The 20,673-nt window shown below is 68.5% G+C and carries 19 protein-coding genes, 1 tRNA gene and 1 pseudogene; 15 read left to right on the top strand and 6 right to left on the bottom strand.

The window, feature by feature from the left end:
* Positions 1-71: 71 nt before the first annotated feature.
* The 4 genes from MFF24_RS12810 (at position 72) to MFF24_RS12795 (ending at position 3,203) form a co-directional block, all read left to right on the top strand.
* On the top strand, positions 72-1,088 hold the full coding sequence (locus MFF24_RS12810) for a DUF2336 domain-containing protein (protein ID WP_238224778.1): 1,017 nt from the start codon (positions 72-74) through the stop codon (positions 1,086-1,088).
* A 96-nt stretch (positions 1,089-1,184) separates the two neighbouring features.
* Positions 1,185-1,685, top strand: a complete 501-nt coding sequence (locus MFF24_RS12805; protein ID WP_108940050.1) for a hypothetical protein — start codon at positions 1,185-1,187, stop codon at positions 1,683-1,685.
* A gap of 161 nt (positions 1,686-1,846) precedes the next feature.
* The gene (locus tag MFF24_RS12800) at positions 1,847-2,452 is read left to right on the top strand and encodes a sulfite oxidase-like oxidoreductase (RefSeq protein ID WP_238224777.1); all 606 of its coding nucleotides are present in this window, start codon (positions 1,847-1,849) and stop codon (positions 2,450-2,452) included.
* Between the two features lie 4 nt (positions 2,453-2,456).
* Entirely contained in the window at positions 2,457-3,203 is a 747-nt protein-coding gene (locus MFF24_RS12795; protein ID WP_238224775.1) for a ferredoxin reductase, read from the top strand.
* 31 nt (positions 3,204-3,234) lie between these two features.
* Here the strand turns inward: MFF24_RS12795 and MFF24_RS12790 are convergent, their stop codons facing one another.
* Positions 3,235-3,612, bottom strand: coding sequence for a TIGR02300 family protein (locus MFF24_RS12790; RefSeq protein ID WP_238224773.1), 378 nt, complete (start codon positions 3,610-3,612; stop codon positions 3,235-3,237).
* A gap of 171 nt (positions 3,613-3,783) precedes the next feature.
* Positions 3,784-4,050: a hypothetical protein gene (locus MFF24_RS12785; RefSeq protein WP_108940053.1), complete on the bottom strand. Its 267-nt coding sequence runs from the start codon at positions 4,048-4,050 to the stop codon at positions 3,784-3,786.
* Between the two features lie 417 nt (positions 4,051-4,467).
* Here MFF24_RS12785 and aroA point away from each other — a divergent pair, with 417 nt between their 5' ends.
* The gene (gene aroA / locus MFF24_RS12780) at positions 4,468-5,829 is read left to right on the top strand and encodes a 3-phosphoshikimate 1-carboxyvinyltransferase (protein ID WP_238224771.1); all 1,362 of its coding nucleotides are present in this window, start codon (positions 4,468-4,470) and stop codon (positions 5,827-5,829) included.
* Positions 5,826-6,494 (top strand): (d)CMP kinase, encoded by a 669-nt coding sequence (cmk, locus tag MFF24_RS12775; protein ID WP_166059248.1) that lies wholly within the window; start codon positions 5,826-5,828, stop codon positions 6,492-6,494. The genes aroA and cmk overlap by 4 nt, the downstream gene beginning before the upstream one ends.
* 31 nt (positions 6,495-6,525) lie before the next feature.
* Here the strand turns inward: cmk and MFF24_RS12770 are convergent, their stop codons facing one another.
* Positions 6,526-6,855 carry a DUF167 family protein gene (locus MFF24_RS12770; protein ID WP_238224769.1) on the bottom strand — a complete coding sequence of 110 codons (330 nt, stop codon included), beginning with the start codon at positions 6,853-6,855 and terminating at the stop codon, positions 6,526-6,528.
* 584 nt (positions 6,856-7,439) lie between these two features.
* On the opposite strand from MFF24_RS12770, the gene MFF24_RS12765 reads away from it, so the two are divergent.
* The 4 genes and pseudogenes from MFF24_RS12765 to MFF24_RS12750 all read left to right on the top strand — a co-directional run bounded on the left by MFF24_RS12765 (position 7,440) and on the right by MFF24_RS12750 (position 12,742).
* Complete coding sequence (locus MFF24_RS12765) at positions 7,440-9,542, top strand: sensor domain-containing protein (RefSeq protein WP_238224767.1); 2,103 nt, start codon at positions 7,440-7,442, stop codon at positions 9,540-9,542.
* A 251-nt stretch (positions 9,543-9,793) separates the two neighbouring features.
* Positions 9,794-9,869, top strand: a tRNA-Thr gene (locus MFF24_RS12760).
* A 256-nt stretch (positions 9,870-10,125) separates the two neighbouring features.
* The gene (locus tag MFF24_RS12755) at positions 10,126-11,427 is read left to right on the top strand and encodes an alpha/beta fold hydrolase (protein ID WP_238224766.1); all 1,302 of its coding nucleotides are present in this window, start codon (positions 10,126-10,128) and stop codon (positions 11,425-11,427) included.
* Positions 11,428-11,477: 50 nt separating this feature from the next.
* Positions 11,478-12,742, top strand: a pseudogene (locus MFF24_RS12750) (glycosyltransferase).
* A gap of 33 nt (positions 12,743-12,775) precedes the next feature.
* Here MFF24_RS12750 and MFF24_RS12745 read toward each other — a convergent pair.
* Complete coding sequence (locus tag MFF24_RS12745; protein ID WP_238224765.1) at positions 12,776-13,552, bottom strand: creatininase family protein; 777 nt, start codon at positions 13,550-13,552, stop codon at positions 12,776-12,778.
* A 196-nt stretch (positions 13,553-13,748) separates the two neighbouring features.
* Here MFF24_RS12745 and MFF24_RS12740 point away from each other — a divergent pair, with 196 nt between their 5' ends.
* Positions 13,749-14,693 carry a sensor domain-containing diguanylate cyclase gene (locus tag MFF24_RS12740; protein WP_238224764.1) on the top strand — a complete coding sequence of 315 codons (945 nt, stop codon included), beginning with the start codon at positions 13,749-13,751 and terminating at the stop codon, positions 14,691-14,693.
* On the opposite strand, the gene MFF24_RS12735 is transcribed toward MFF24_RS12740, so the two are convergent.
* Positions 14,677-15,093, bottom strand: coding sequence for a CsbD family protein (locus MFF24_RS12735; RefSeq protein ID WP_238224763.1), 417 nt, complete (start codon positions 15,091-15,093; stop codon positions 14,677-14,679). The genes MFF24_RS12740 and MFF24_RS12735 overlap by 17 nt on opposite strands.
* A gap of 132 nt (positions 15,094-15,225) precedes the next feature.
* Positions 15,226-15,429: a CsbD family protein gene (locus MFF24_RS12730; protein WP_108940063.1), complete on the bottom strand. Its 204-nt coding sequence runs from the start codon at positions 15,427-15,429 to the stop codon at positions 15,226-15,228.
* A 293-nt stretch (positions 15,430-15,722) separates the two neighbouring features.
* On the opposite strand from MFF24_RS12730, the gene oxlT reads away from it, so the two are divergent.
* The 4 genes from oxlT to MFF24_RS12710 all read left to right on the top strand — a co-directional run bounded on the left by oxlT (position 15,723) and on the right by MFF24_RS12710 (position 20,518).
* On the top strand, positions 15,723-17,033 hold the full coding sequence (oxlT, locus tag MFF24_RS12725; protein WP_238224762.1) for an oxalate/formate MFS antiporter: 1,311 nt from the start codon (positions 15,723-15,725) through the stop codon (positions 17,031-17,033).
* An 11-nt stretch (positions 17,034-17,044) separates the two neighbouring features.
* Positions 17,045-17,809: a fumarylacetoacetate hydrolase family protein gene (locus MFF24_RS12720; protein WP_238224761.1), complete on the top strand. Its 765-nt coding sequence runs from the start codon at positions 17,045-17,047 to the stop codon at positions 17,807-17,809.
* Positions 17,810-17,927: 118 nt separating this feature from the next.
* Positions 17,928-18,935 (top strand): 2-dehydropantoate 2-reductase, encoded by a 1,008-nt coding sequence (locus MFF24_RS12715; protein WP_108940066.1) that lies wholly within the window; start codon positions 17,928-17,930, stop codon positions 18,933-18,935.
* A 2-nt stretch (positions 18,936-18,937) separates the two neighbouring features.
* A complete protein-coding gene (locus MFF24_RS12710; protein ID WP_238224915.1) occupies positions 18,938-20,518 on the top strand; it encodes an acyl--CoA ligase in 1,581 nt (526 codons plus the stop codon).
* Positions 20,519-20,673 lie beyond the last annotated feature (155 nt).

Raw genomic sequence — 20,673 nt, 5'->3', positions numbered from 1 at the left:
TAGAGCCGCCGGTCTGATGCAATCAGGTCGGATACGGCTCTCGGCGTCGCCCATCGAAGAACGGTTCTCCCTTGAGCAGCCTTGCCGACCTCGTCGATACGATCGACCAAGTTCTGGAGACGGCCGACACATCCCACCATCAGCGGATGCTCCTGGGGGTGACCGAGTTGCTCGTCGGCATGTCCTCGGCGCTCTCGAACACCCATCTGGAAACCTTCGATGAGGTGTTCGGACGCCTCATCAGCGGCGCGGGACTCGAGGCGCGGCAGGCGGTGGCGGAACATGTCGGCGCCCTGACGGAAGCGCCGCAGGGCCTCGTGCGGCAGCTCGCGGCCGACCAGGCCGGCCCGGTCGCCGCACCGATCTTGCGCAGTCGGATCGCGATTCCCGATGCGGCCCTGATTCATCTTGCGCAGAGCCGCGGCCAGGAACATTTGGCCGCCATCGCGGAACGGGCGAGGCTGAGCGAGGCGGTCTGCGACGTCGTCGCGGCCCGAGGGGACGAGACCGTCCTCGGCCTGCTGCTTGCCAATACGGGTGCGCAGCTCTCGGACAGGACCCTGCTGCTGCTGGCGACGCGCATCGAGGACGAAGAGGTTCTCGCAGCGGGATTGGAGCGCCGTACGGATCTCGATCCAAGGCGCCGGGCGGCGGTGCTGCGCGAGCGACGTTACGAACAGGCGCGGTCGCGCATGAACAAAGGTCAGCAACAGGTTCGCAACTACGCGAGAGCCGAGGCGGCCGTTGCCCTGCGCATCAAGATCGGCCTCGACGAGAGCGACATTCAGCACTGGTTGAGCAACGGCCGCATCCCGGAAGCCCTCCTCGCCCTCGCCCATTTGACCGGTCTGCCCGCCGCTCACGTCATCGCGGCCCACGAGTCCGCCGATCTCCGGCGCATGACATTGTTCGTCCGCTGTGCCGGTCTCGGAACCGCGGCGCTGGCTCGCTTCCTCTGTACCGTCGAGGGGCACCAAGCGAGCGGCGGACTGGGCCGATTTTTTCTCGCGTTCAGAGCGATGTCGGTCGAGCAGGCTCGCGCAGCGCTCGCTCAGAGCGGCTCTCCAGCCTTCATCACCGAAACATGAGGCGCCAGGACGGTCGGGGCGATCGGACCGGCCTCGCTTTGCCGGCTCTGTTGCGTTTACACTCCACTGAGGGCTGCCACGGCGGGGCGCACCGACATGCGACGCCTACTCAAGTTCCTCCACACGATGGGGGCCGTCGGGCTGATGGGCGCGATGGCCTGCCTCGTCGTCCTCCTGAGCCACACTCCGCCGCCGGATTCGCTGGCCGGTTACGCCCTGATGCGCGGGGCGATGGGTGCGGTCGCGACGTGGATCTTCCTGCCCTCTCTCGCCCTGACACTGGTCGCCGGGCTTTTGGCGGTCGCGCTGCATCCGGGCTTCCGCGAGGCCGGCTGGGCCTGGGTCAAGCTCGCCACCGGCGTGCTGGTGTTCGAGGGCGGCTTCGTCGGCATCCAGGGGCCGATGCAGGAGGAGGCACGGCGCAGCGCCGCCGCGCTCCGGGGCGAGATCGATCCGGCCACCCTCACGGGCGCGCTGACGGCTGAGCGCAACACGTTGTGGGTGATCCTCGCCGTGGCAATCCTCAACGTCGTGCTCGGTATCTGGCGGCCGCGCATCCTGCGGCTTCCCCGTTCCGACCTATCCCGGCCTGTCTGACGGCACCCGCGACGACCTCGCGGATGAGGGTGGCGGATGAGCGAGGCTTTGCGGAACGCTTTCGGGCCAAGCCTCGTTGCCGCCCCTGGGACTCCTGCCGGATGCGAGGGGGCGCACGGCCTCCGGCAGGCGAGACGAAGGCGACACGGCGGAGGAGCGTGATGGCGACGCGAGGCTTTACCGGGCGGCCCCCTGCCGCGGCGATCCGCGAGCGGCTCCCACCGGGCCAGTACCTCACCGAAGACTTCCCCGTGCTCCAGCTCGGGCCGACGCCGCGTGTTGCGACAGAGGGCTGGCGCTTCACCCTGCGCCAGGGCTCGCGGCCGCTGGCGAGCTGGAGCTGGGACGAGTTCGCGCAACTGCCCCGCACCCGCTGGAGCGGCGACATCCACTGCGTGACCAAGTGGTCCAAGTTCGACACCGCCTGGGAGGGCGTGACCTTCGACGACATCCTCGCGGCGGCCGGCCTTGCGGCGCCGACGGGCTTCCTCCTGGCGGAGAGCCACGACGACTACACTACGAACGTGCCGGTCGCCGATCTGACTGGTGGCAAGGCAATGGTGGCGACGCTCTACGACGGCAAGCCGATCCCGCCCGACCATGGCGGGCCGGCGCGCCTGCTCGTGCCGCATCTCTACTTCTGGAAGAGTGCCAAGTGGGTGAAGGGCCTGCGCTTCACCGAGAAGGACGAGGCCGGATTCTGGGAGCTGCGGGGCTACCACATGTACGGCGATCCCTGGCGTGAGCAGCGTTTCAGCGGCGATTGAGAGGATGGCCGACGTGAACGGCGTTGCGTCCCCCCCTTCGCCCGCGCCGTCACCCTGGCGGGCCGCGACGATCCGGGCGATCACCCCCGTGACGCCGCGGGTGAAGAGCTTCCGCTTCGATCCCCTCGACCGGCCGCACCGGGCCGGGCAGCATGTCGATGTGCGCCTCACCGCGCCCGACGGCTACCAAGCGCAGCGCAGCTACTCCATCGCCTCGGCACCGGGCGATCCCGCCGGCCTCGAGCTGATGATCGAGGGGCTGGAGGCGGGCGAGGTCTCGGGCTTCTTCGACACGGTGGCCGAGGTCGGCGACGACATCGAGCTGCGCGGCCCTGTCGGCACCTTCACCTGGGGGGCGCAGGATGGCGGCCCGGTTCTGCTGATCGGCGGCGGCTCCGGCGTCGTGCCGCTGCTGGCCATGGTGCGCGAGCGGGCTCTGCGCGCCCCCGAGGTGCCGATGCTGCTGATCTACTCGGCCCGCAAGGCCGCCGAGGCGATCGCCCGGGCGGAGCTTGCCGCCCGCTCCCGCGACGAGACCGGCTTCGACCTGACCCTGCTCCTCACCCGCGAGGGGGCGACCGCAGGGCGGCGCATCGACCGCGTGATGATCGATACGGCGATCGAGTGCCTCGGCATGCCGCGCCACGCCTTCGTCTGCGGCGGCAACGGCTTCGTCGGCACCGTGGCCGACCTGCTGGTGGAGGCCGGCGTGAAGCCGGGCGTGGTCCGCACCGAGCGCTTCGGCGGCTGAACGGGTTCGCTCAGCCGCCAGGGGGGAGGCGTCAGCCCTCCTCGTCGCCGTCCGAGTCGTTGTCGATCAGGTCGGAGACGTCGTCGTCGCCGTCCTCTTCCTCGAGGAAGGTGTCGTCGTCCGCACCCCCGCTGGACTCGTCGCCGCCCTCGTCGTCATCGACGTTGATATCGGTATCGTCCTCGCTGGCCTCGGCCTCATCCAGGGAGACGATCTCCGGACCGCCCTTCTCCTCCTCGTCCTCGTCGTCATCCGTCGAGCGGCTGGCGACGGGCGGGGCGACGCGGGAGGTCGCGACTTGGTAGATCGTTCCGCATTTCGGGCAGGTCGCCGGATCACGGTCGAGATCGTAGAACTTGGCACCGCAATTCATGCACTGGCGTTTGACGCCGAGTTCCGGTCTAGCCACGGCTGCAAACCTCTGGGGACGAATAGGGGGGAAAGGGTCCGGGAGAGCGGCCCCGTTAGTCGCAGCCTCCGCCCATGTCAAACGGCATGTCGCCCACCGTTGCGCATCCCGCGCGCGCCGTTCCGCCAGGGGGCTCCTGCAGATGGCCCGTGAACGGCGTGAGCAGCCGCGTCATGCGTGGCGTGACCACTTATTCTGCCGCCGCTCGACGGCGAGGCGCAGGAGGCGGCTGAAGGGCGTTCCGTCCACCCGGCCACGGCGGTCGAACTCGTGAAGCACCGCTTCGAGAGCGACGATGCGCTCGCTGGGCCGGCGATAGGCGCTTTCCAGCTCGTTCAACGCTTCGAGGACGCGTTCCCCGGCCGTCGAATCGGCGACGGTGAATGCATGATCGACCTTGCGAAGGCACTGGATCACGGGCTGCATGGCCGTCAACATAAACCTATGTTGGGGTTTGTCGAGGGCTGGATGACGGATCGGAGCGGATCTGGCGCCCCCATCCACACAGGATCGGATCGGCGAAAGCAAGTCGTCCGTTCGAAAAAGCCGCGCCACCGGATTGGTTTATTACAGATATGCGAGTTATCGCAGGGTTTCATTTGATTTGGAATCATAATGCACAGCTGGATCGCTGTCGAGGCTTGAGACGAACGGGCGAGCCATGCCGTGCGGCTTTCAAGACCCCGTGCGGCTCTCAAGGAGCGTACCGACGTCCTCGACCGGCTTTCGGATGACGTGGACCGGTCCTCATGCTAACGGGCGACCGTCGCGCCGGGCCTGTCCGGCGGGCGGCCTCGGTGCCCGGTGGGAGCCGATACGCCTCAGTGCAGCGATCGAGTCAGACGTAAGATCCCCGTGTCACACGATTCCGAACCGCAGCCCGTCACCGCGCATCCCGGAGGCCCCCTGAATGGGGCGCTGAAGCCGCCGGGTGACAAGTCGATCTCCCACCGGGCGATGATCCTGGGCCTGCTCGCCATCGGCGAGACGTGGGTCGAGGGGCTCCTGGAGGGCGACGACGTGCTGCGCACCGCCGCCGCCGCGAGGGCACTGGGCGCCGGGGTCACCCGCGAGGGCGAGGGGCGCTGGCGGATCGTCGGCGTGGGCATCGGCGGGATGCAGGATCCGGCCGGCGTGCTCGATTTCGGCAATGCCGGCACCGGGTCGCGGCTGATGATGGGCGTGGTCGGCGGCCAGCCCGTCACCGCGACCTTCGACGGCGACGCCAGTCTCCGCAAGCGGCCGATGCGGCGCATCCTCGATCCGATCCTGAAGATGGGCGCGCAGGTCGTGTCCGAGGCCGACGGCGGTCGCGTGCCGCTGACGCTCAAGGGCCCGCGCGAGGCGATCCCGATCCGTTACGAGCTTCCGGTCGCCTCGGCGCAGATCAAGTCGGCGGTGCTGCTGGCCGCGCTCAACGCGCCGGGCACCACCACCGTCATCGAGCGGGCCGCCTCCCGCGACCATACCGAGCGGATGCTGCGCCTGTTCGGCGCCGAGGTGTCCGTGGCGCCTTACGGCGAGGGCGGTCACGGCCGCACCGTGACGCTGACCGGCCAGCCGACCCTGCGCGGCACCGACGTGGTCGTGCCGGCCGATCCTTCCTCGGCCGCCTTCCCGCTGGTGGCGGCGCTGCTCGTGCCGGGCTCCGAGGTGACCTTGCGCGGCGTGATGATGAACCCGCTGCGCACCGGCCTCATCACCACGCTGATCGAGATGGGCGCCGACATCGAGCGCCTCGCCGAGCGCGAGGAGGGCGGCGAGACGGTGGCCGACCTGCGGGTGCGCGCGAGCCGCCTGCGCGGCGTTGACGTGCCGGCCGAGCGGGCGCCCTCGATGATCGACGAGTACCCGATCCTCGCTGTCGCCGCTTCCTTCGCCGAGGGCACGACCCGGATGAACGGATTGCACGAATTGCGGGTCAAGGAATCCGACCGGCTCGCGGCGGTCGCCGCGGGGCTTGCCGCCAACGGCGTCGCCCACGCGATCGAGGAGGACGACCTGATCGTCACCGGCGACGGCGCGCCGCCCACGGGCGGCGGCACGGTGGCGACCCATCTCGATCACCGCATCGCCATGGCCTTCCTCGTCATGGGTCTTGCCGCCCGGAGTCCCGTCACCGTGGATGACGGCGCGATGATCGCCACGAGCTTCCCGAGCTTCCGCCCGACCATGCTGGCGCTCGGCGCCCGGATCGAGGACGGGGCCGGCGCATGATCCCGGACGACATCGCCGTGCAGCGGGACGAAGCGCCCCTCGTCATCGCCATCGACGGCCCGGCCGCCTCGGGCAAGGGCACGCTCGCCAAGCGGCTCGCCCTGCATTACGGGCTGCCGCATCTCGATACCGGCCTGCTCTACCGCGCGGTGGCGCTGACCCTGATCGACGAAGGGACTGATCTCGACGATACGAGCGCGGCGGCGCGGGCGGCTTCGGCCCTGTCGGCCGAGCGCCTCTCCGACCCGCGCCTGCGGGAGCGGGCCATGGGCGAGGCGGCCTCGCGGGTCTCCTCGGTGCCGGAGGTGCGCGCCGCCCTGCTGTCCTGGCAGCGGCGCTTCGCCGACAATGCGGAGGGCGCCGTGCTCGACGGGCGCGACATCGGTACCGTGGTCTGTCCGGAGGCGCGGGTGAAGCTGTTCATCATCGCCGCCCCCGAGGAGCGGGCACGGCGGCGCCATCGCGAGCTGCTCGGACGCGGCGAGGAGACGACGCTCGCCGCGATCCTTGCCGATATCCGCGCCCGCGACGCCCGCGATTCGAGCCGCGCCGCCGCCCCGCTGAAGGCCGCCGAGGACGCGGTGGTGCTCGACACCACCGAACTCGATGCCGAAGCGGCCTTTGCCGAGGCGGTCGCCATCGTCGAGCGGCTCAAGGCCGCCTGAGGCATCCCTCTCTGCGCCGAACCCGGTATCCTCACCGCGTCTGCGTCTCTCCGGTGAGCCAAGCCCCCACCCGCGCGGCGAGAGCCTGCGGATCGCCTGAGAGATGCAGCCGCTTGGTGCGGGAGGTCTCGCCGGAGATGAGCGTCACCTCGGCCTTGCGAAGCCCGAGGCTCTTGGCGACGAAGGTGGTGAGGGCGGCGTTGGCAGCGCCCTCGACGGGTGGTGCCGCCACGCGCAGGGAAAGAACGGGACGTCCATCCGCCTCCATCCGCACGCCGTCGAGTCCGGTGCGGCCCGCCCGCGGCGTCAGCCGCACGGCGAGAACGAGGCCGTCCGCGTCAAGGGTGAAGGGGCTCTGCATCGCCGGAGCATCGTCCTCACTATCGGATCCAGGACGAGGGTCTATCCTTTTGCTTGAGCATCGTCGTCATCTGAGAGCCGGTGATCACCCTCGGTGACGATGTGCGAGGCCCTCGCCGCCTCCGTTCGCCCGGCGCACACAGGAAACGGTTCGTGTCCGACCGGTGCCATTCGCGAGCCAACGGAAGCGGCTGGGAGTCGTGAGTGGGGATCGTGTTTGCTGCGGGCTGTGCCAGATGCCCGTTTCCCCAAATGGCAACCGCCCTGGAACTGAGAAGAGTTCGATTCGCGACGGAAAGGCGAGAGCGGCCTGGTCGAAGCGTATTGGTTGCGTCGTTCGAGCGGATTGCTTGATCCTCCCGTCAGACGATCTTCACACTATCGTGATGTTCCGCCGAAGAGGATGCCATGAGTTGGGAAAGTAACACTAAGACGGAGTTGCCCCCCATTCGGAAAGCGCAACTTCATAGCGGATAATCCTGCGCCGAGCCGGTGGTGGTCGCGTGAGGATCGGGCACGCAGCGCAGCAACATTTAACCTTTGTAGCTTTTCCTTCGCCGCGAAGCGCACCGCAAGAATTCGATAATGCCGAGCTGCCGCGACGACGCCGACCTCATGTACCGCCTGCTGGTTCAGGGGGTAACCGATTACGCGATCTACATGCTGTCTCCGGATGGCGCGATCGCGAACTGGAATGCGGGGGCGCAGCGCGCGAAGGGCTACACGGCCGACGAGATCGTGGGGCGCAATTTTGCCTGCTTCTATAGTCCGGAAGATCGGGCCGCGGGTTGGCCCGAGCGCGGCCTCAGGACGGCGCGGCAGGAAGGCCGGTTCGAGGCGGAGGGCTGGCGCCTGCGCAAGGACGGCTCCCGCTTCTGGGCGCATGTCGTGATCGATGCGATCCACGACGATGAGGGCCGATTCTTCGGCTTTGCCAAGATCACGCGCGATTGCACCGAGCGGCGTGCGAACGCCCTCAAGCTCGACTCGGCCCTCGACAATCTCGACCTCGCCATGTCCAACATGGCTCAGGGCCTGTGCCTCATCGATGACGATGGGCGCGTGGTGCTCGCCAACGAGCGGATGCACGCGATTCTCGCGGTGCCGGGCGGCGAGCCGCTGGTCGGGGCATCGATCGGAGAAGTCCTGGCCGAAACACTCAGCGAGGCGGCGTCTCTCCGCTTCCTGCAGGACCACCTGCGCCGCGACCTGAACCTCAACTGGCCCGAAATTTCCGAGATTGTGGATGGGGGGCGGGTCCTGTCGGTGACGACGCGGCGACTGGCCTCCGGCGGGTGGGTCTCGACCTTCGTCGACGTGACCGAGCGGCGCCGGTTCGAGACACAGATCCAACATCTGGCCCAGCACGATCCCCTGACGGATCTCGCCAATCGTGCGACGCTCCGTCAGGCCCTCACCGAAACCCTCGCCTCGGCGCGTTGGGAGGACTGCGCCGTCCTCTACATCGATCTCGATCGCTTCAAGCCGATCAACGACATGTTCGGTCACGCCGTCGGCGATCAGCTTCTTCAGGAGGTCGCCCGGCGCCTGCGGCTGACGGTGGGTCGGCAGGACGTCATCGCGCGCCTCGGTGGCGACGAGTTCGCGCTGATCCTCAGGCCGGCCGAGCCTCAGCGGGTGGCGGAGACGGCGCGGACGATCCTCGACGCCCTCAACCGGCCCTACGCGGTCAAGCGGCTGCCGATCCGGATCGGCGCCAGCATCGGCATCGCCGTCGCGCCGCTGGCCGGGCGCGATCCCGACATCCTCCTGCGCAACGCCGACCTCGCTCTCTACGAGGCCAAGAAGGAGGGTCGGAACCGCTACAGCTTCTACGACCCGGCGATGGGGGACAAGGCCGCGGCGCGGTCCGCCCTCGAGGCCGACCTGAACCGGGCCGTGGAGCGACGCGAATTCGTCCTGCATTATCAGCCGATCGTGCGCGCCCGCACCGGCGCGACCATCGGCTTCGAGGCTCTGCTGCGCTGGCGACGGCCGGACGGGGTGGCGATGTCGCCCGCGGACTTTGTGCCGGTAGCCGAGGAAGCGGGCCTGATGCCCGAGATCGGCGCCTGGATTCTGGCCGAGGCGTGCCGTGAGGCGACGGCCTGGCCCGCCCATCTCACCGTGGCCGTCAACGTCTCGGCGACACAACTGCGCAGCGCCCTCTTCATCGACGCGGTCGAGCGGGCGCTGGCCGAGAGCGGTCTGCCGCCGCACCGGCTGGAGATCGAGATCACCGAGACGGCGGTGCTTCAGAATCGCGAACTGGCCCTCAGTCTGCTCCGACGATTGCGGGCGCTCGGTGTGATGATCGCGCTCGACGATTTCGGCACCGGCTACTCGTCGCTGAGCTTCGTCCACACTTTCCCGCTCACACGCCTCAAGATCGACCGAAGCTTCGTCCGAGGGCTCGGGCATGATCCGCAATCGGCGGCGATCGTGCGCGCGATCATCGGCCTGTCGCGCAGCCTCGGCCTCGCGGTGACGGCGGAGGGCGTCGAGACGGAGGATCAGCGCCGGCTGCTCGCCAAGGAACGCGGGCTCGACCTGCAGGGCTACCTGTTCGGCCACCCGGAGGCCGCGGCACGCCTCGATCCTCAGCTCAAGCTGCGTCGATCCGCACGGCGGCTTGCGCTTCCGAAAGAGGGACGGGGGAAGGTCCAGGAGCATCCGGAAGCAGCCTGACCGGATCCCTATCCGATCCCTTCGCGCACGAAGCGGATGCCGCCGATGCCCGGCCCATTGCTGCGAGCGTTGGGCGGTTAACCGGATTAGGTTCGAATGACCTCGTGCCGGCCAAGCCCGAATGCTTGAACTGGGTCCTTGAGGTGAAGATCAGTTGTGCGCAATATACGGCCTATGGCTTGTTGGCGCCTGGAGAATGGACTTGGATGCGCTTGCGTCGTCCGAGGCAGGCTGATAGCGGATTGTGCGCTGCCGGTTTAGCTCAGTTGGTAGAGCAACCGCCTTGTAAGCGGTAGGTCGCGAGTTCGAGTCCCGCAACCGGCACCATCGGGCTCCCGTTCGAACACATCAATCGACCAGAAGGCGGGGTCCCATCGCGATCGGCGATGATCGGCCTGCCCGAGATTCCGCCGAACTCCTCGATCGTTGCGCAGCGGCGCGAAGCAGGCTTGCGCGCAAAATCACTGTTGCCTTTCACCGCTCGTAAAAAATCGTAACGAATGATAGTGCACTTGAAGGAAGTTTAATCCTCTGTGCGCGTGTAACGGACCTGCGTGGCACCTGCACGAGAGCAGTCATCCGGATGGGGGCATTCGGGCGTATGCGCAACTCCTTGAGTTTCACGCCGCCGGATTTGCAGGAGGCGCGGCTCGAACCGGTGCGCCGCCGCATCGTCTTCTATATTCCCGGTTACGATCCCGAGGCGCGGACGCGTTATCGATTGCTGTTCGTGCGGGAATGGACCCGCTACACTAAGCGCTTCGGCGGCGGCCGGCGGGAGATCTCCCGCGCCGAGCTGAGCCAGGACGGGCTTGTCCAGAGCTGGACCGTGAGCGCGCCGGAGCAGGGCGACGGGGCTGAGACCCGCTACGACGTGCTCCTGTGGGACGATATCGTCGCGCGCGACTTCGCCCGATCCCGCTTCCTCAGCGTCGCGCTCCTCATCGTGGGGACGCTGCAGACGATCCTGAGCGGCCTGCTATTCCGCTTCTATCGGTTGAGCTGGAAGTACGGGAACGTCATCCTCTATCCGTTCGTGATGGTGATCCTCCTCGCCGCGCTGTCCGTCGCCATCGCGGCGCTGGTGCATGCGCATCTGGGCGATTGGTTCGGCCACAGCCTCGGTCTGCCGCTGTGGGTCTCGCTGCCGCTGGGCGTGATCGCGGGCCTCGTCTGGATCAAGGCCATCGAGGCCTTTCTGAACCGCGTCTTCTTCTGGCAGCTCCTGAACGATTGGGTCTTCAATTGGCAGCACGGCCAGGGCCGGCGGCCGGATTACGAGCGGCGCCTCGATGCCTTCGCCGAGCACATCCTGTCCTCCGTCGCGGCGCGGGACGAGGCCGGCCATTCGACCGACGAGGTGATGATCGTCGGCCATTCCTCCGGCGGGCTGACCGCGGCCGAGGTCGCCGCCCGGGTGCTCGCCCGCGACACGTCGATTGGCACCTCGGGCGCCAACCTGTCGCTGGCGACGCTGGGATCCGGGCTGCCGCTCGTGGCGATGCAGCCTGCAGCCGCCCGCCTGCGGGGAGAGATCGCGCGCCTCGTTACCGACCGTCGCATCGTCTGGTGCGATTTCCACGCGCCGCAGGACTGGATGAACTTTCCGGGCTTCAACCCGCTGCACGATCTCAAGCTCCGCCTGTGCGGCCAGCCGGTCGCCAACCCTCTCGTGCGCTCGGCCCGCTTTCGCGACCTTCTGTGTCCGGAAACCTACCGGCGGGTGCGCTTCCGCCCGTTCCGGATGCATTTCCAGTTCCTCCTCGCGAACGAGCGGCCCGGCGCCTACGACTTCTTCGCGATGACCCTGGGCCCGCGGCGGCTGCGCGAGCAGGTGCTCGCCCCTGACGCTTACAGCGAACCTGAGCCTGCCGTTCCCCTCTGATCCGGATGCGCGTCGCCGCAGGTGACGCGCGCGAGCCAGGCGTGAGGCCGATGCACGTCTTCATCGTTGCCGTTGTGGCAGCCACGGCGATGTCCTGCCGCTCCTCGCCATCGCGACCGAGCTGCGGCGGCGGGGACACGCCGTCACCCTGGCGGCACCCGCGCCCTTCGCCGCGATGGCGGACCGGGCGAGCCTGCCGTTCTTCGCCCTCGGGTCCGAGGAGGACTATCGCCTCGCCGCGGTCGAAACCGAACTCTGGCGACCCTGGCGCGGGGTTCAGGCGCTGTTCCGACACGTCTCCGGCCTCACCGAGCCGACCTATGCTTGGCTCGCCGGAATTGCGCGGCCCGGCGAGAGCATCGTGCTCGCCTCGACGCTGGCGCTCGGGGCGCGGGTCGCGCAGGAGAAGCTTGGGCTCGACGTCGTCACGGTGCATCTCATGCCGCTGCTCGCCGGGAGCCGCACCGATCCCCCGGTCCTGCCCGGCCTACCGCTTCCCGAGCGGGTGCCGGCGCGCTTGCGGCACTGGATCGGACGCGGCGCGGACCGCCTTGTGATCGGGCCCGCCGCCCTGCCGGCCCTGAACGGGTTTCGCGCGAGGCTGGACCTGCCACCGGTGCGCCGCCTTCGCCGCTGGTGGAGCAGCCCACAGCACGTCCTGTTCACCTTCCCCAGATGGTACGCCGCGCCGCGGCCGCACCGGATTCCCCACGCGGTGCAGGTCGGCTTCCCGCTCGCGGATCGCTTCGGCGACGTGGCCGAGCCTTCGGCGACCGAGACGCGCTTTCTCGACGAGGGGCCGCCGCCGCTCGCTTTCACCTACGGCTCGGCCATGTCCCGCAGCCAAGCCTTCTTCCGTACCGCCTTGCGGGTCTGCACCGGGCTCGGACGCCGTGGCATCCTCCTGGCCCCACAGGGTGGGCAGGTGCCGACGGACCTGCCCGCGAGCGTGCTGCACGTCCCCTATGCCCCATTCAGCCGCGTGCTGCCCCGCTGTGCCGCGCTCGTCCATCACGGGGGGATTGGCACCGTGGCGCAGGCGCTCGCCGCCGGCATCCCGCAACTGGTGGTTCCCGTCGCCTTCGATCACTTCGACGAGGCACGCTGGCTGCGACGGCTCGGCGTCGGCGCTGCCCTGAGTCGTCGCCACTTCACCCCGGCCCGCGCCGCGTCCACCTTGCGCCGGCTACTGATCGATCCCCGCGTCGCCCAGGCCTGCAGCGCGGCCAAAGCGCGAATGGCGCGGGAGGATGGCGTCGCCGAGGCCTGCGATGCGGTGGAAGCCTTCATCCGAACGGTCCGGAAGGACGGTTGAAACCCACCGCCCGTCCATTCCTCCGACGTTTCGCTACAGCGAGAACCGGTCCACCTCCTCCAGCAGCCGGACGAAGGTGAGCGCCCCGTGGTCGAGCGCGGCCTCACCGGCCTCTGCCGTGCCGAGGCGGGCATCACCCAGGGCGCCGGAGGCGTGAAGGTCTTCCGTCTTCCAGGCGAACGCCGCCGGACGGCCCGCGCGCAGGAGCGAGAAGTCGTGCGCCATCGCCACCGTGCGAGGCTCGAAATGCTCGATGCGGTCCCGCCGCACAAGATCGGGGCGGAGCGCCAGCATCAGCGCGGTCTCGAGGCCGCCGGCATGGATGCCGTGGCGGATCTCGTCTTCCGGAAACAATCCGTCGGGCAGGCCGAGGCGGCTCCACGAGGTCGTCACCGCGACCATGCCGAAGCGCCCGCGCAGCTCGCCCGCCACGAGGTCGATGAGCGCGCTGTTGCCGCCATGCGAGGAGACGATCACGAGCTTCCCGCAACCCGACCGGTGCAGGCTGGCGCCGATCTCGGTCCAAGCGGCGAGCGCGGTCGCGGCGGTCAGGGTCAGGGTGCCGGGAAAGGAATCGTGCTCGTCCGACTTGCCGATCGCCTGCACCGGCAGGAGCAGCACGTCGAGTGCCTCCGGCACCAGCCGCGCCACCCGCTGCAGATACCCCTCCGCGATCAGCGTGTCGGTGCCGAGCGGCAGGTGCGGCCCGTGCTGCTCCACCGCAGCGACCGGAAGCACCGCGATCGTCCGGCCCATGTCGCGGGCGCGGATCTCCGTGGTCGTGAGGTCGAGCCAGGATCGCGCCGGCATGCTGGCATCTCCGTTGTTGCGGGTGGTCACGCCGGATCGCGGACGCCGTCCGCAGGCCTGCTGACACGGTTCCGGCTTTGATGGAGCGAAAACCGTATCAACCGCTCGTTAGTCAAGATGGCTCAAGGGTTGCCGGATTGTCCTGATTGCATTGCCGAAGCCCGTGAATACCCTTCCTCCGAACAGGTCCGCTGCGATGTCGTCCACGCCGGGCGCGACGGATAGCGACTCGGCCGAGGCGATGCGCCGGGAACTGGCCCGACTGCGGGAGATGCTGGAGCAGAACTCGGATTGGATCTGGGAGGTGGATGCGCAGGGCCGCTACACCTACGCCTCGCGCCAGTGTGTCGCCTTGCTCGGCCGCGAGCCGGAGGAGGTGGTGGGGCACACACCTTTCGACTTCATGCTCCCCGACGAGGCCGAGCGGGTCGGGCGAATCTTCGCCGCCATTGCCGCCGAACGACGGCCCTTCGCCCAGCTTCTCAACCGCAACCTGCGCAAAGACGGTCGCCTCGTGGTGCTGGAGACGAGCGGCGTGCCGCTGCTCGGCCCTGACGGTGCGTTGCTCGGCTACCGCGGCATCGACCGGGATGTGACCGAGCGCGAGGTGGCGAACGAGCGGCTCCGCCACATCGCGCGCCACGACGACCTCACCGGCCTGCCGAACCGGATGTATCTGCGCGAGCATTTGGCGGAGGGGTTGGCCGCCGGGCAGCGACCGAGCGTGATCAGTCTCGATCTCGACGGCTTCAAACCGGTCAACGATCGCCTTGGCCACGCTGCCGGCGACCGCGTTCTGACAGAGATCGGCCGCCGGCTCGCCGAAATGTCGGCCGCGCACGGCCTGTTCGCGGCACGGCCCGGAGGCGATGAGTTCGTCCTGATCGGCCCGGACGGTGTGCCCGCTCCATCCGAGTCGCTTCGCAAGACCCTTCGTGAGATCCTTGGCGAAGCCATTGCCGCACCCATCGTCCTCGAAGCCGGAACGGTGCGGGTGAGCGCCAGCTTCGGCTTCGCCCGCGCGAACGGTCCTAACGACACGGTCGAGGCCCTGCTGGCCAGGGCCGACCGTGCCCTCTACGAGGCCAAGGAAGTGGCGAAGGAGGCCTCGCGGCGCGCCGGCATCAGCGGCGGCGGCTGAGGAGCCAGCCGAGACCGAAAGCCGTCGCGGCGACCAGGGCCAGCGTCGTGCCGCGATTCTCGTCGGCGCGCAGGACGAGTTCGCGGCCGCGCTGGCGCGCTTCGTGACGGAGGTGGCGCCCACGGCCACGGGCCTCCTCCTGTAGGTGGCGTCCGCGCTGCAGGGTCTCATCGCGAAGATGCCGGCCGCGGGAGACGGCCTCGTCGGCGAGGCGGTAACCATCCTCGTAGAGATCCTCGGCCCGGTCGCGGGTCCGGCCATAGGCCGCCTGCGCCACGCCCGCGACCTGCTCGTAGGCGCCTTCGACCTGCGGACGGGCGCGGCCAGCCACGGCGCCGAGCGCGGTGCGGCCGCGGCCCTTGAGGTTGCGCAGGCCGCCCTCGAACTGGTCCCTGTTCATGATGAATTTCCTTCGATCAAATTGGCTTTGCCGAGCCGCCTTGCGGCCGTCGCTCGAAACGAAGAAGCCGCACCCGGTCGGGTGCGGCTCCGGCCGTCGGATTCTGCTGAAAAAGGCCGACGCGAGAGGCTCTTAGAGCTTGCTCTTCACCGCATCGGCGGCGTTCTTCACGCCTTCCTTGGCCTCGCCGACAGTGCGCTGGGTCTTGCCCTCGACTTCCTGCGCCTTGCCCTCGGCCTGCAGCTTCTCGTTGCCGGTCAGGTTGCCGACGCCCTGCTTCACGTTACCGGCGACCTCGTTGGCGGCGCCCTTGATCTTGTCGGTCGTGCTGCTCATCGCGTCTCTCCGTTCGTTGGTTTCGCGCCGTCTCGCGACGCTCTCGGCAAGCTGAACGGATCCCCCCGGCCCTTGGTTCCACTCCTATGATAAGGTGTGCCGCTCCGCACACGCCCGGTAAAATGCATTCATTCCGCGGGAACGTTCAAAAAATATCTGCGCAACGGCCAAATATTTTCCTGTCAGCGCTCGGGTCACGAGGGGTTACGTATGCGGTATCCAAAATTCCACTACGGGTAAGCCGGGCAGCCGTCCCGGTCCGCCAAAAGAAAAGTCGAGATCAGGGACGCTTCATGGCCGTTCAAGCCGCCGATCCATTGCCCACGACCGGTGCCTATTCGACATCACGTGCCGACACGCCTTTCGGCGGGCGCTGGGGACAGCTCATCCTCGGTGTGCTGTGCATGTCGATGATCGCCAATCTGCAGTATGGCTGGACGCTGTTCGTCAATCCGATCAACGACAAGTACGGGTGGGGCAAGCCGGCGATCCAAGTCGCCTTCACGATCTTCGTCCTGACCGAGACCTGGCTCGTGCCGATCGAGGGCTGGTTCGTCGACAAGTACGGTCCGAAGGTCGTCACGCTGTTCGGCGGCGTGCTCTGCGCCGTCGGCTGGGCGATGAACTCGGTCGCCGACTCGCTGTGGTTCCTGTATCTGGCCGCCGCCATCAGCGGCATCGGCGCGGGCGCGGTCTACGGCACCTGCGTCGGCAACGCCCTGAAGTGGTTCCCCGATCGCCGCGGTCTCGCCGCCGGCCTCACCGCCGCGGGCTTCGGCGCCGGCTCGGCGCTGACCGTCATCCCGATCGCCACGATGATCCGCGACAGCGGCTACGAGCAGACCTTCCTCGCCTTCGGCCTCGGCCAGGGCATCGTCGTGATGGTTGCCGCCCTGCTGCTCTCCTCGCCGAGCGCCGCCTACAAGGAACGGATGCTCGCCGGTCGCGTCTCCCCGAACGCCACGAGCCGCCGCCAGTACTCGTCGGCCGAGATGGTGCGCACCCCGGTCTTCTGGCTGATGTACGCGATGTTCGTGATGATGGCCGCGGGCGGCCTGATGGCGACCGCCTCGCTCGCCCCCATCGCCAAGGACTTCCAGGTCGACTCGATTCCCGTCTCGCTGATGGGGCTGACCCTGCCGGCTCTGACCTTCGCGCTCACCATCGACCGGGTGCTCAACGGCGTGACCCGGCCGGTCTTCGGCTGGATCTCCGACCGGATCGGGCGTGAGAACACCATGTTCTTCGCCTTCATGATCGAGGGCGCGGGCATCCTGGCGCTCGGCATGTTCGCCCACTCGCCGATGGCCTTCGTGCTGCTCACAGGCCTCGTGTTCTTCGCCTGGGGTGAGATCTACTCGCTGTTCCCCTCGACCTGCGCCGACACCTACGGCGACAAGAACGCCACCGCCAATGCCGGCCTGCTCTACACCGCCAAGGGCACCGCCTCGCTGATGCTGCCCGCCTTCCTGGCGATCCAGACCGCGACCGGCTCCTGGCAGAACGTGTTCTATCTCGCCTCCGGCATGGCCTTTGTTGCCGGCTTCCTCGCGCTCTTCGTGCTGAAGCCGATGCGCGCCCGCTTCGTCGCCCGCAACCAGTGAGGAGCAAGCCCGTGGCCCGCTGGATCGGCTTCACCCACAACGGCGCGTCCGGCTTCGGCCGGCTCGACGGCGAACGGATCGAGGTCTGCGAGGGCGACCTGTTCGGCGAGGCCAAGCCCACGGGGCAGGTGCTGGCGCTCGCGGACGTGAGTGTCGGCCTGCCCTGCCGGCCCTCGAAGATGATCGCCCTGTGGAACAATTTCGGGGCGCTCATGGACAAGCAGGGGCTGTCCCGGCCCGAGGCGCCGCTCTTCCTGATCAAGCCCGCCAACACCTTCCGGCCCTCGGGTGCGGTGGTGGCGGTGCCGGAGGCGGCGGGACGGGGGCTCTACGAGGGCGAACTCGGCATTGTGATCGGGAAGACCGCCCGCGATCTCACCGAGGAGGAGGCCGTCGACGCCGTGTTTGGCTACACCTGCGTGAACGACGTGACCTCCGCCGCGATCCTCAAGGCGGATGCGAGCTTCACGCAGTGGACCCGCGCCAAGGGGCTCGACGGCTTCGGCCCGTTCGGGCCCGTCATTGCCACCGGGCTCGATCCGGAGGCGCTGACCGTGCGGACCCTGGTGAATGGGCGCGAGCGGCAGAATTTCCCGATCAGCGACATGCTGATCCCGGTCCCCCGGCTCGTGTCGCAGCTCTCGCAGGGGCTGACGCTGGAGCCGGGCGACGTGATCGCCTGCGGTACCTCGGTCGGGTCGGGGCCGATCCCCAAGGGCGCCACGGTCGAGGTGGTGATCGAGGGTATCGGAACGCTCAGTAACCGTTTCGAGTAGGCGAAACTCAAGCAAAAGAGGGCTCCGTAGGCGGACGAAAACGGCTGGGTCGGCGTTCTAGGAAACGACGAGACCAGGCTTGGCCGGCGGAGCGATAACGGCAGCACGGGTGAGAGACATGAGCATTGCGATCGTCGGCGCCGGCGCCATCGGCGGATATCTCGGAGTCAGGCTGGCGGAGGCCGGCGAGGACGTGACCTTCATCGCCCGCTCGAACGCGGACGCGATCAAGTCGGACGGCATGCGCCTGATCGAGGAGGATGGCACCGAGATCCACTCGAAGACCGTCAAGGCGACCCGCTCCATGCAGGAGGCGGGCGTACACGAGGTCGTGCTGCTGACCGTGAAGGCGCATCAGGTCGGCCCGATCGCTGCCGATCTCAAGCACCTGATCGGCCCCGACACCGTCGTGGTGACGATGCAGAACGGCATCCCGTGGTGGTATTTCATGGGTGGCTACGGCGGCGAATATGCCGGCACGCGGCTGGAAAGCGCCGATCCCGGCGGGCTGATCGCCGACCATCTCGACCCCAAGCACGTCATCGGCTCGGTGGTCTATCCGGCGACCGTGCTCACCGATCCCGGCACCGTGAAGGTGATCGAGGGCAACCGCTTCGGCCTGGGCGAACTCGACGGCTCGAAGTCGGAGCGGGTGCTCGCTCTCTCCCAGCGCCTCGCCAAGGCGGGCTTCCGCGCGCCGGTGACCAGCGACATCCGCGCCGAGATCTGGCTCAAGCTGTGGGGCAACCTCAGCTTCAACCCGATCTCCGCGCTGACCCACGCGACGCTGGAGGACATCTGCCGCTTCCCCGACACGCGGGCGATCGCCGCCGAGATGATGCGCGAGGCCGAGATCATCGCCAACAAGCTCGGCGTCACCTTCCGCCTCGGCATCGAAAAGCGCATCGCCGGCGCCGAGAAGGTCGGCCCGCACAAGACCTCGATGCTGCAGGACGTCGAGGCCGGCCGCCCGATCGAGCTGGAGGCGCTCGTCGGCTCGGTGATCGAGCTCGGCCGTCTCACCGGCACGCCGACCCCGCATATCGACACCGTCTTCGCCCTGATGCGGCTCCTCGCCCAGAGCCTGGAGCGCGCCAAAGGCCGCCTCGCGATCCAGGGAGCATGACGATGCTTCTGCCCGAGACTTCCGCCCTTCTCCCCACCGACTCCAAGGAGGCCAGCGTGGCCGCGACGACTCTTCACGAGCTGATCCAGGCCGGCGCCGATGCGGCCCCCGCCCTGTCGAGCCCCGGCGGCGTGCCGCTGACGTTCCAGGCGCTGCGCGCGCTGACCGAACGGACGGTGGCCGACCTCAACGCCCGCGGCATCGGCCGCGGCGACCGGGTGGCGATCGTGCTGCCGAACGGCCCGGAGATGGCGGCGGCCTTCATTGCGGTGGCCGCCGGCACCACCTCGGCCCCGCTCAACCCGAGCTACAAGGCCGACGAGTTCGAATTCTACATGAGCGACCTCGGCGCCAAGCTCCTGCTGGTGGCCGAAGGCTCGGATTCACCCGCGGTCGCCGTCGCGGAAAAGCTCGGCGTGTCGGTGGCCCGCCTGCGGCCGACCCCGGAGAAGGGCGCGGGCAGCTTCACGCTGCACTTCGCCGATGACAGCGCCGCACCGACCGAGAAGGGCGGCCCGGCGAGCTCGGACGAGATCGCGCTGGTGCTGCACACCTCCGGCACCACCTCGCGGCCGAAGATCGTGCCGCTGACGCAGGGCAATGTCTGCGCCTCGGCCCGCAACATCCGCACCGCGCTCGCCTTCACGGCGGAGGATCGCGGCCTCAACATCATGCCGCTGTTCCACATCCACGGCCTGATCGCCGGCATCCTCGCCCCGCTCTCGGTGGGCGGGCAGGTCTCCTGCACGCCGGGCTTCAATGCGCTGAAGTTCTTCGGCTGGATGGATGAGGTGAACCCCACTTGGTACACCGGCGTGCCGACCATGCATCAGGCGATCCTGGGTCGGGCCGCGCGCAACAAAGAGATCATCGCGCGCAACCCGCTGCGCTTCATCCGCTCCTCGTCCTCGTCCCTGCCGCCGCAGGTGATGAATGAGCTGGAGGAGACCTTCGGTGCGCCCGTCATCGAGGCCTACGGCATGACCGAGGCCGCGCACCAGATGGCCTCGAACCCGCTGCCGCCCAAGCCCCACTATGCGGGCTCCGTCGGCCTCGCGGCCGGCCCCGAAATCGCGGTGGTCGATATCGACGGCGAGCCGCTGCCCGCGGGCGAGACCGGTGAGATCGTCATCCGTGGCGACAACGTGATGAAGGGCTACGAGAACAACGAGAAGGCCAATGCCGAGGCCTTCACCCGGCAGGGCTGGTTCCGCACCGGCGACCAGGGCGTGCTGTCGCCCGAGGGCTACCTCTCGATCACCGGGCGCCTGAAGGAGATCATCAACCGCGGCGGCGAGAAGATCTCGCCGCGCGAGGTGGACGAGGTCCTGATGGACCACCCGGCGGTGTCGCAATGCGTCACCTTCGCGGTGCCGCACGACAAGCTCGGCGAGGACGTCGCCGCCGCGATCGTGCTGCGCGAGGACGCCGAGGCGGTGGAGAAGGAGATCCGCGCCTTCGCCTCCGAGCGTCTGGCGGCCTTCAAGGTGCCAGCCAAGATCCTGATCCTCGACGAAATCCCCAAGGGCGCGACCGGCAAGCTCCAGCGCATCGGTCTGGCGCAGAAGCTCGGGCTCGCCTGAGGTTGTTCAACGATCCGGGCGCTGCCGTGCCCGGATCGCTTCGCCGACAAACGTGATGACGATACGGGCTTTCGCTCCCCTTCATCGCAGGGCGAAGTCGAGGCGATCCGGCGTCATGGCGCAACAGAACGAATTCACCCGGAACGAAGAAGGGG

The organism is Methylorubrum aminovorans, assembly GCF_022179725.1.
Classification (GTDB): Bacteria; Pseudomonadota; Alphaproteobacteria; order Rhizobiales; family Beijerinckiaceae; genus Methylobacterium; species Methylobacterium aminovorans.
Note: the sequence above shows the minus strand (reverse complement) of the source record. Positions and strands in the feature narration are given on the sequence as shown.

Bases quoted from the DNA above. Each gene is read 5' to 3' on its own strand.
- MFF24_RS12805 (WP_108940050.1), top strand. From the start codon at position 1,185: ATGCGACGCCTACTCAAGTTCCTCCACACGATGGGGGCCGTCGGGCTG.
- MFF24_RS12800 (WP_238224777.1), top strand. From the start codon at position 1,847: ATGGCGACGCGAGGCTTTACCGGGCGGCCCCCTGCCGCGGCGATCCGC.
- MFF24_RS12795 (WP_238224775.1), top strand. From the start codon at position 2,457: ATGGCCGACGTGAACGGCGTTGCGTCCCCCCCTTCGCCCGCGCCGTCA.
- MFF24_RS12785 (WP_108940053.1), bottom strand. From the start codon at position 4,050: ATGTTGACGGCCATGCAGCCCGTGATCCAGTGCCTTCGCAAGGTCGAT.
- cmk (WP_166059248.1), top strand. From the start codon at position 5,826: ATGATCCCGGACGACATCGCCGTGCAGCGGGACGAAGCGCCCCTCGTC.
- MFF24_RS12770 (WP_238224769.1), bottom strand. From the start codon at position 6,855: ATGCAGAGCCCCTTCACCCTTGACGCGGACGGCCTCGTTCTCGCCGTG.
- MFF24_RS12765 (WP_238224767.1), top strand. From the start codon at position 7,440: ATGCCGAGCTGCCGCGACGACGCCGACCTCATGTACCGCCTGCTGGTT.
- MFF24_RS12755 (WP_238224766.1), top strand. From the start codon at position 10,126: ATGGGGGCATTCGGGCGTATGCGCAACTCCTTGAGTTTCACGCCGCCG.
- MFF24_RS12745 (WP_238224765.1), bottom strand. From the start codon at position 13,552: ATGCCGGCGCGATCCTGGCTCGACCTCACGACCACGGAGATCCGCGCC.
- MFF24_RS12740 (WP_238224764.1), top strand. From the start codon at position 13,749: ATGTCGTCCACGCCGGGCGCGACGGATAGCGACTCGGCCGAGGCGATG.
- MFF24_RS12735 (WP_238224763.1), bottom strand. From the start codon at position 15,093: ATGAACAGGGACCAGTTCGAGGGCGGCCTGCGCAACCTCAAGGGCCGC.
- MFF24_RS12730 (WP_108940063.1), bottom strand. From the start codon at position 15,429: ATGAGCAGCACGACCGACAAGATCAAGGGCGCCGCCAACGAGGTCGCC.
- oxlT (WP_238224762.1), top strand. From the start codon at position 15,723: ATGGCCGTTCAAGCCGCCGATCCATTGCCCACGACCGGTGCCTATTCG.
- MFF24_RS12715 (WP_108940066.1), top strand. From the start codon at position 17,928: ATGAGCATTGCGATCGTCGGCGCCGGCGCCATCGGCGGATATCTCGGA.
- MFF24_RS12710 (WP_238224915.1), top strand. From the start codon at position 18,938: ATGCTTCTGCCCGAGACTTCCGCCCTTCTCCCCACCGACTCCAAGGAG.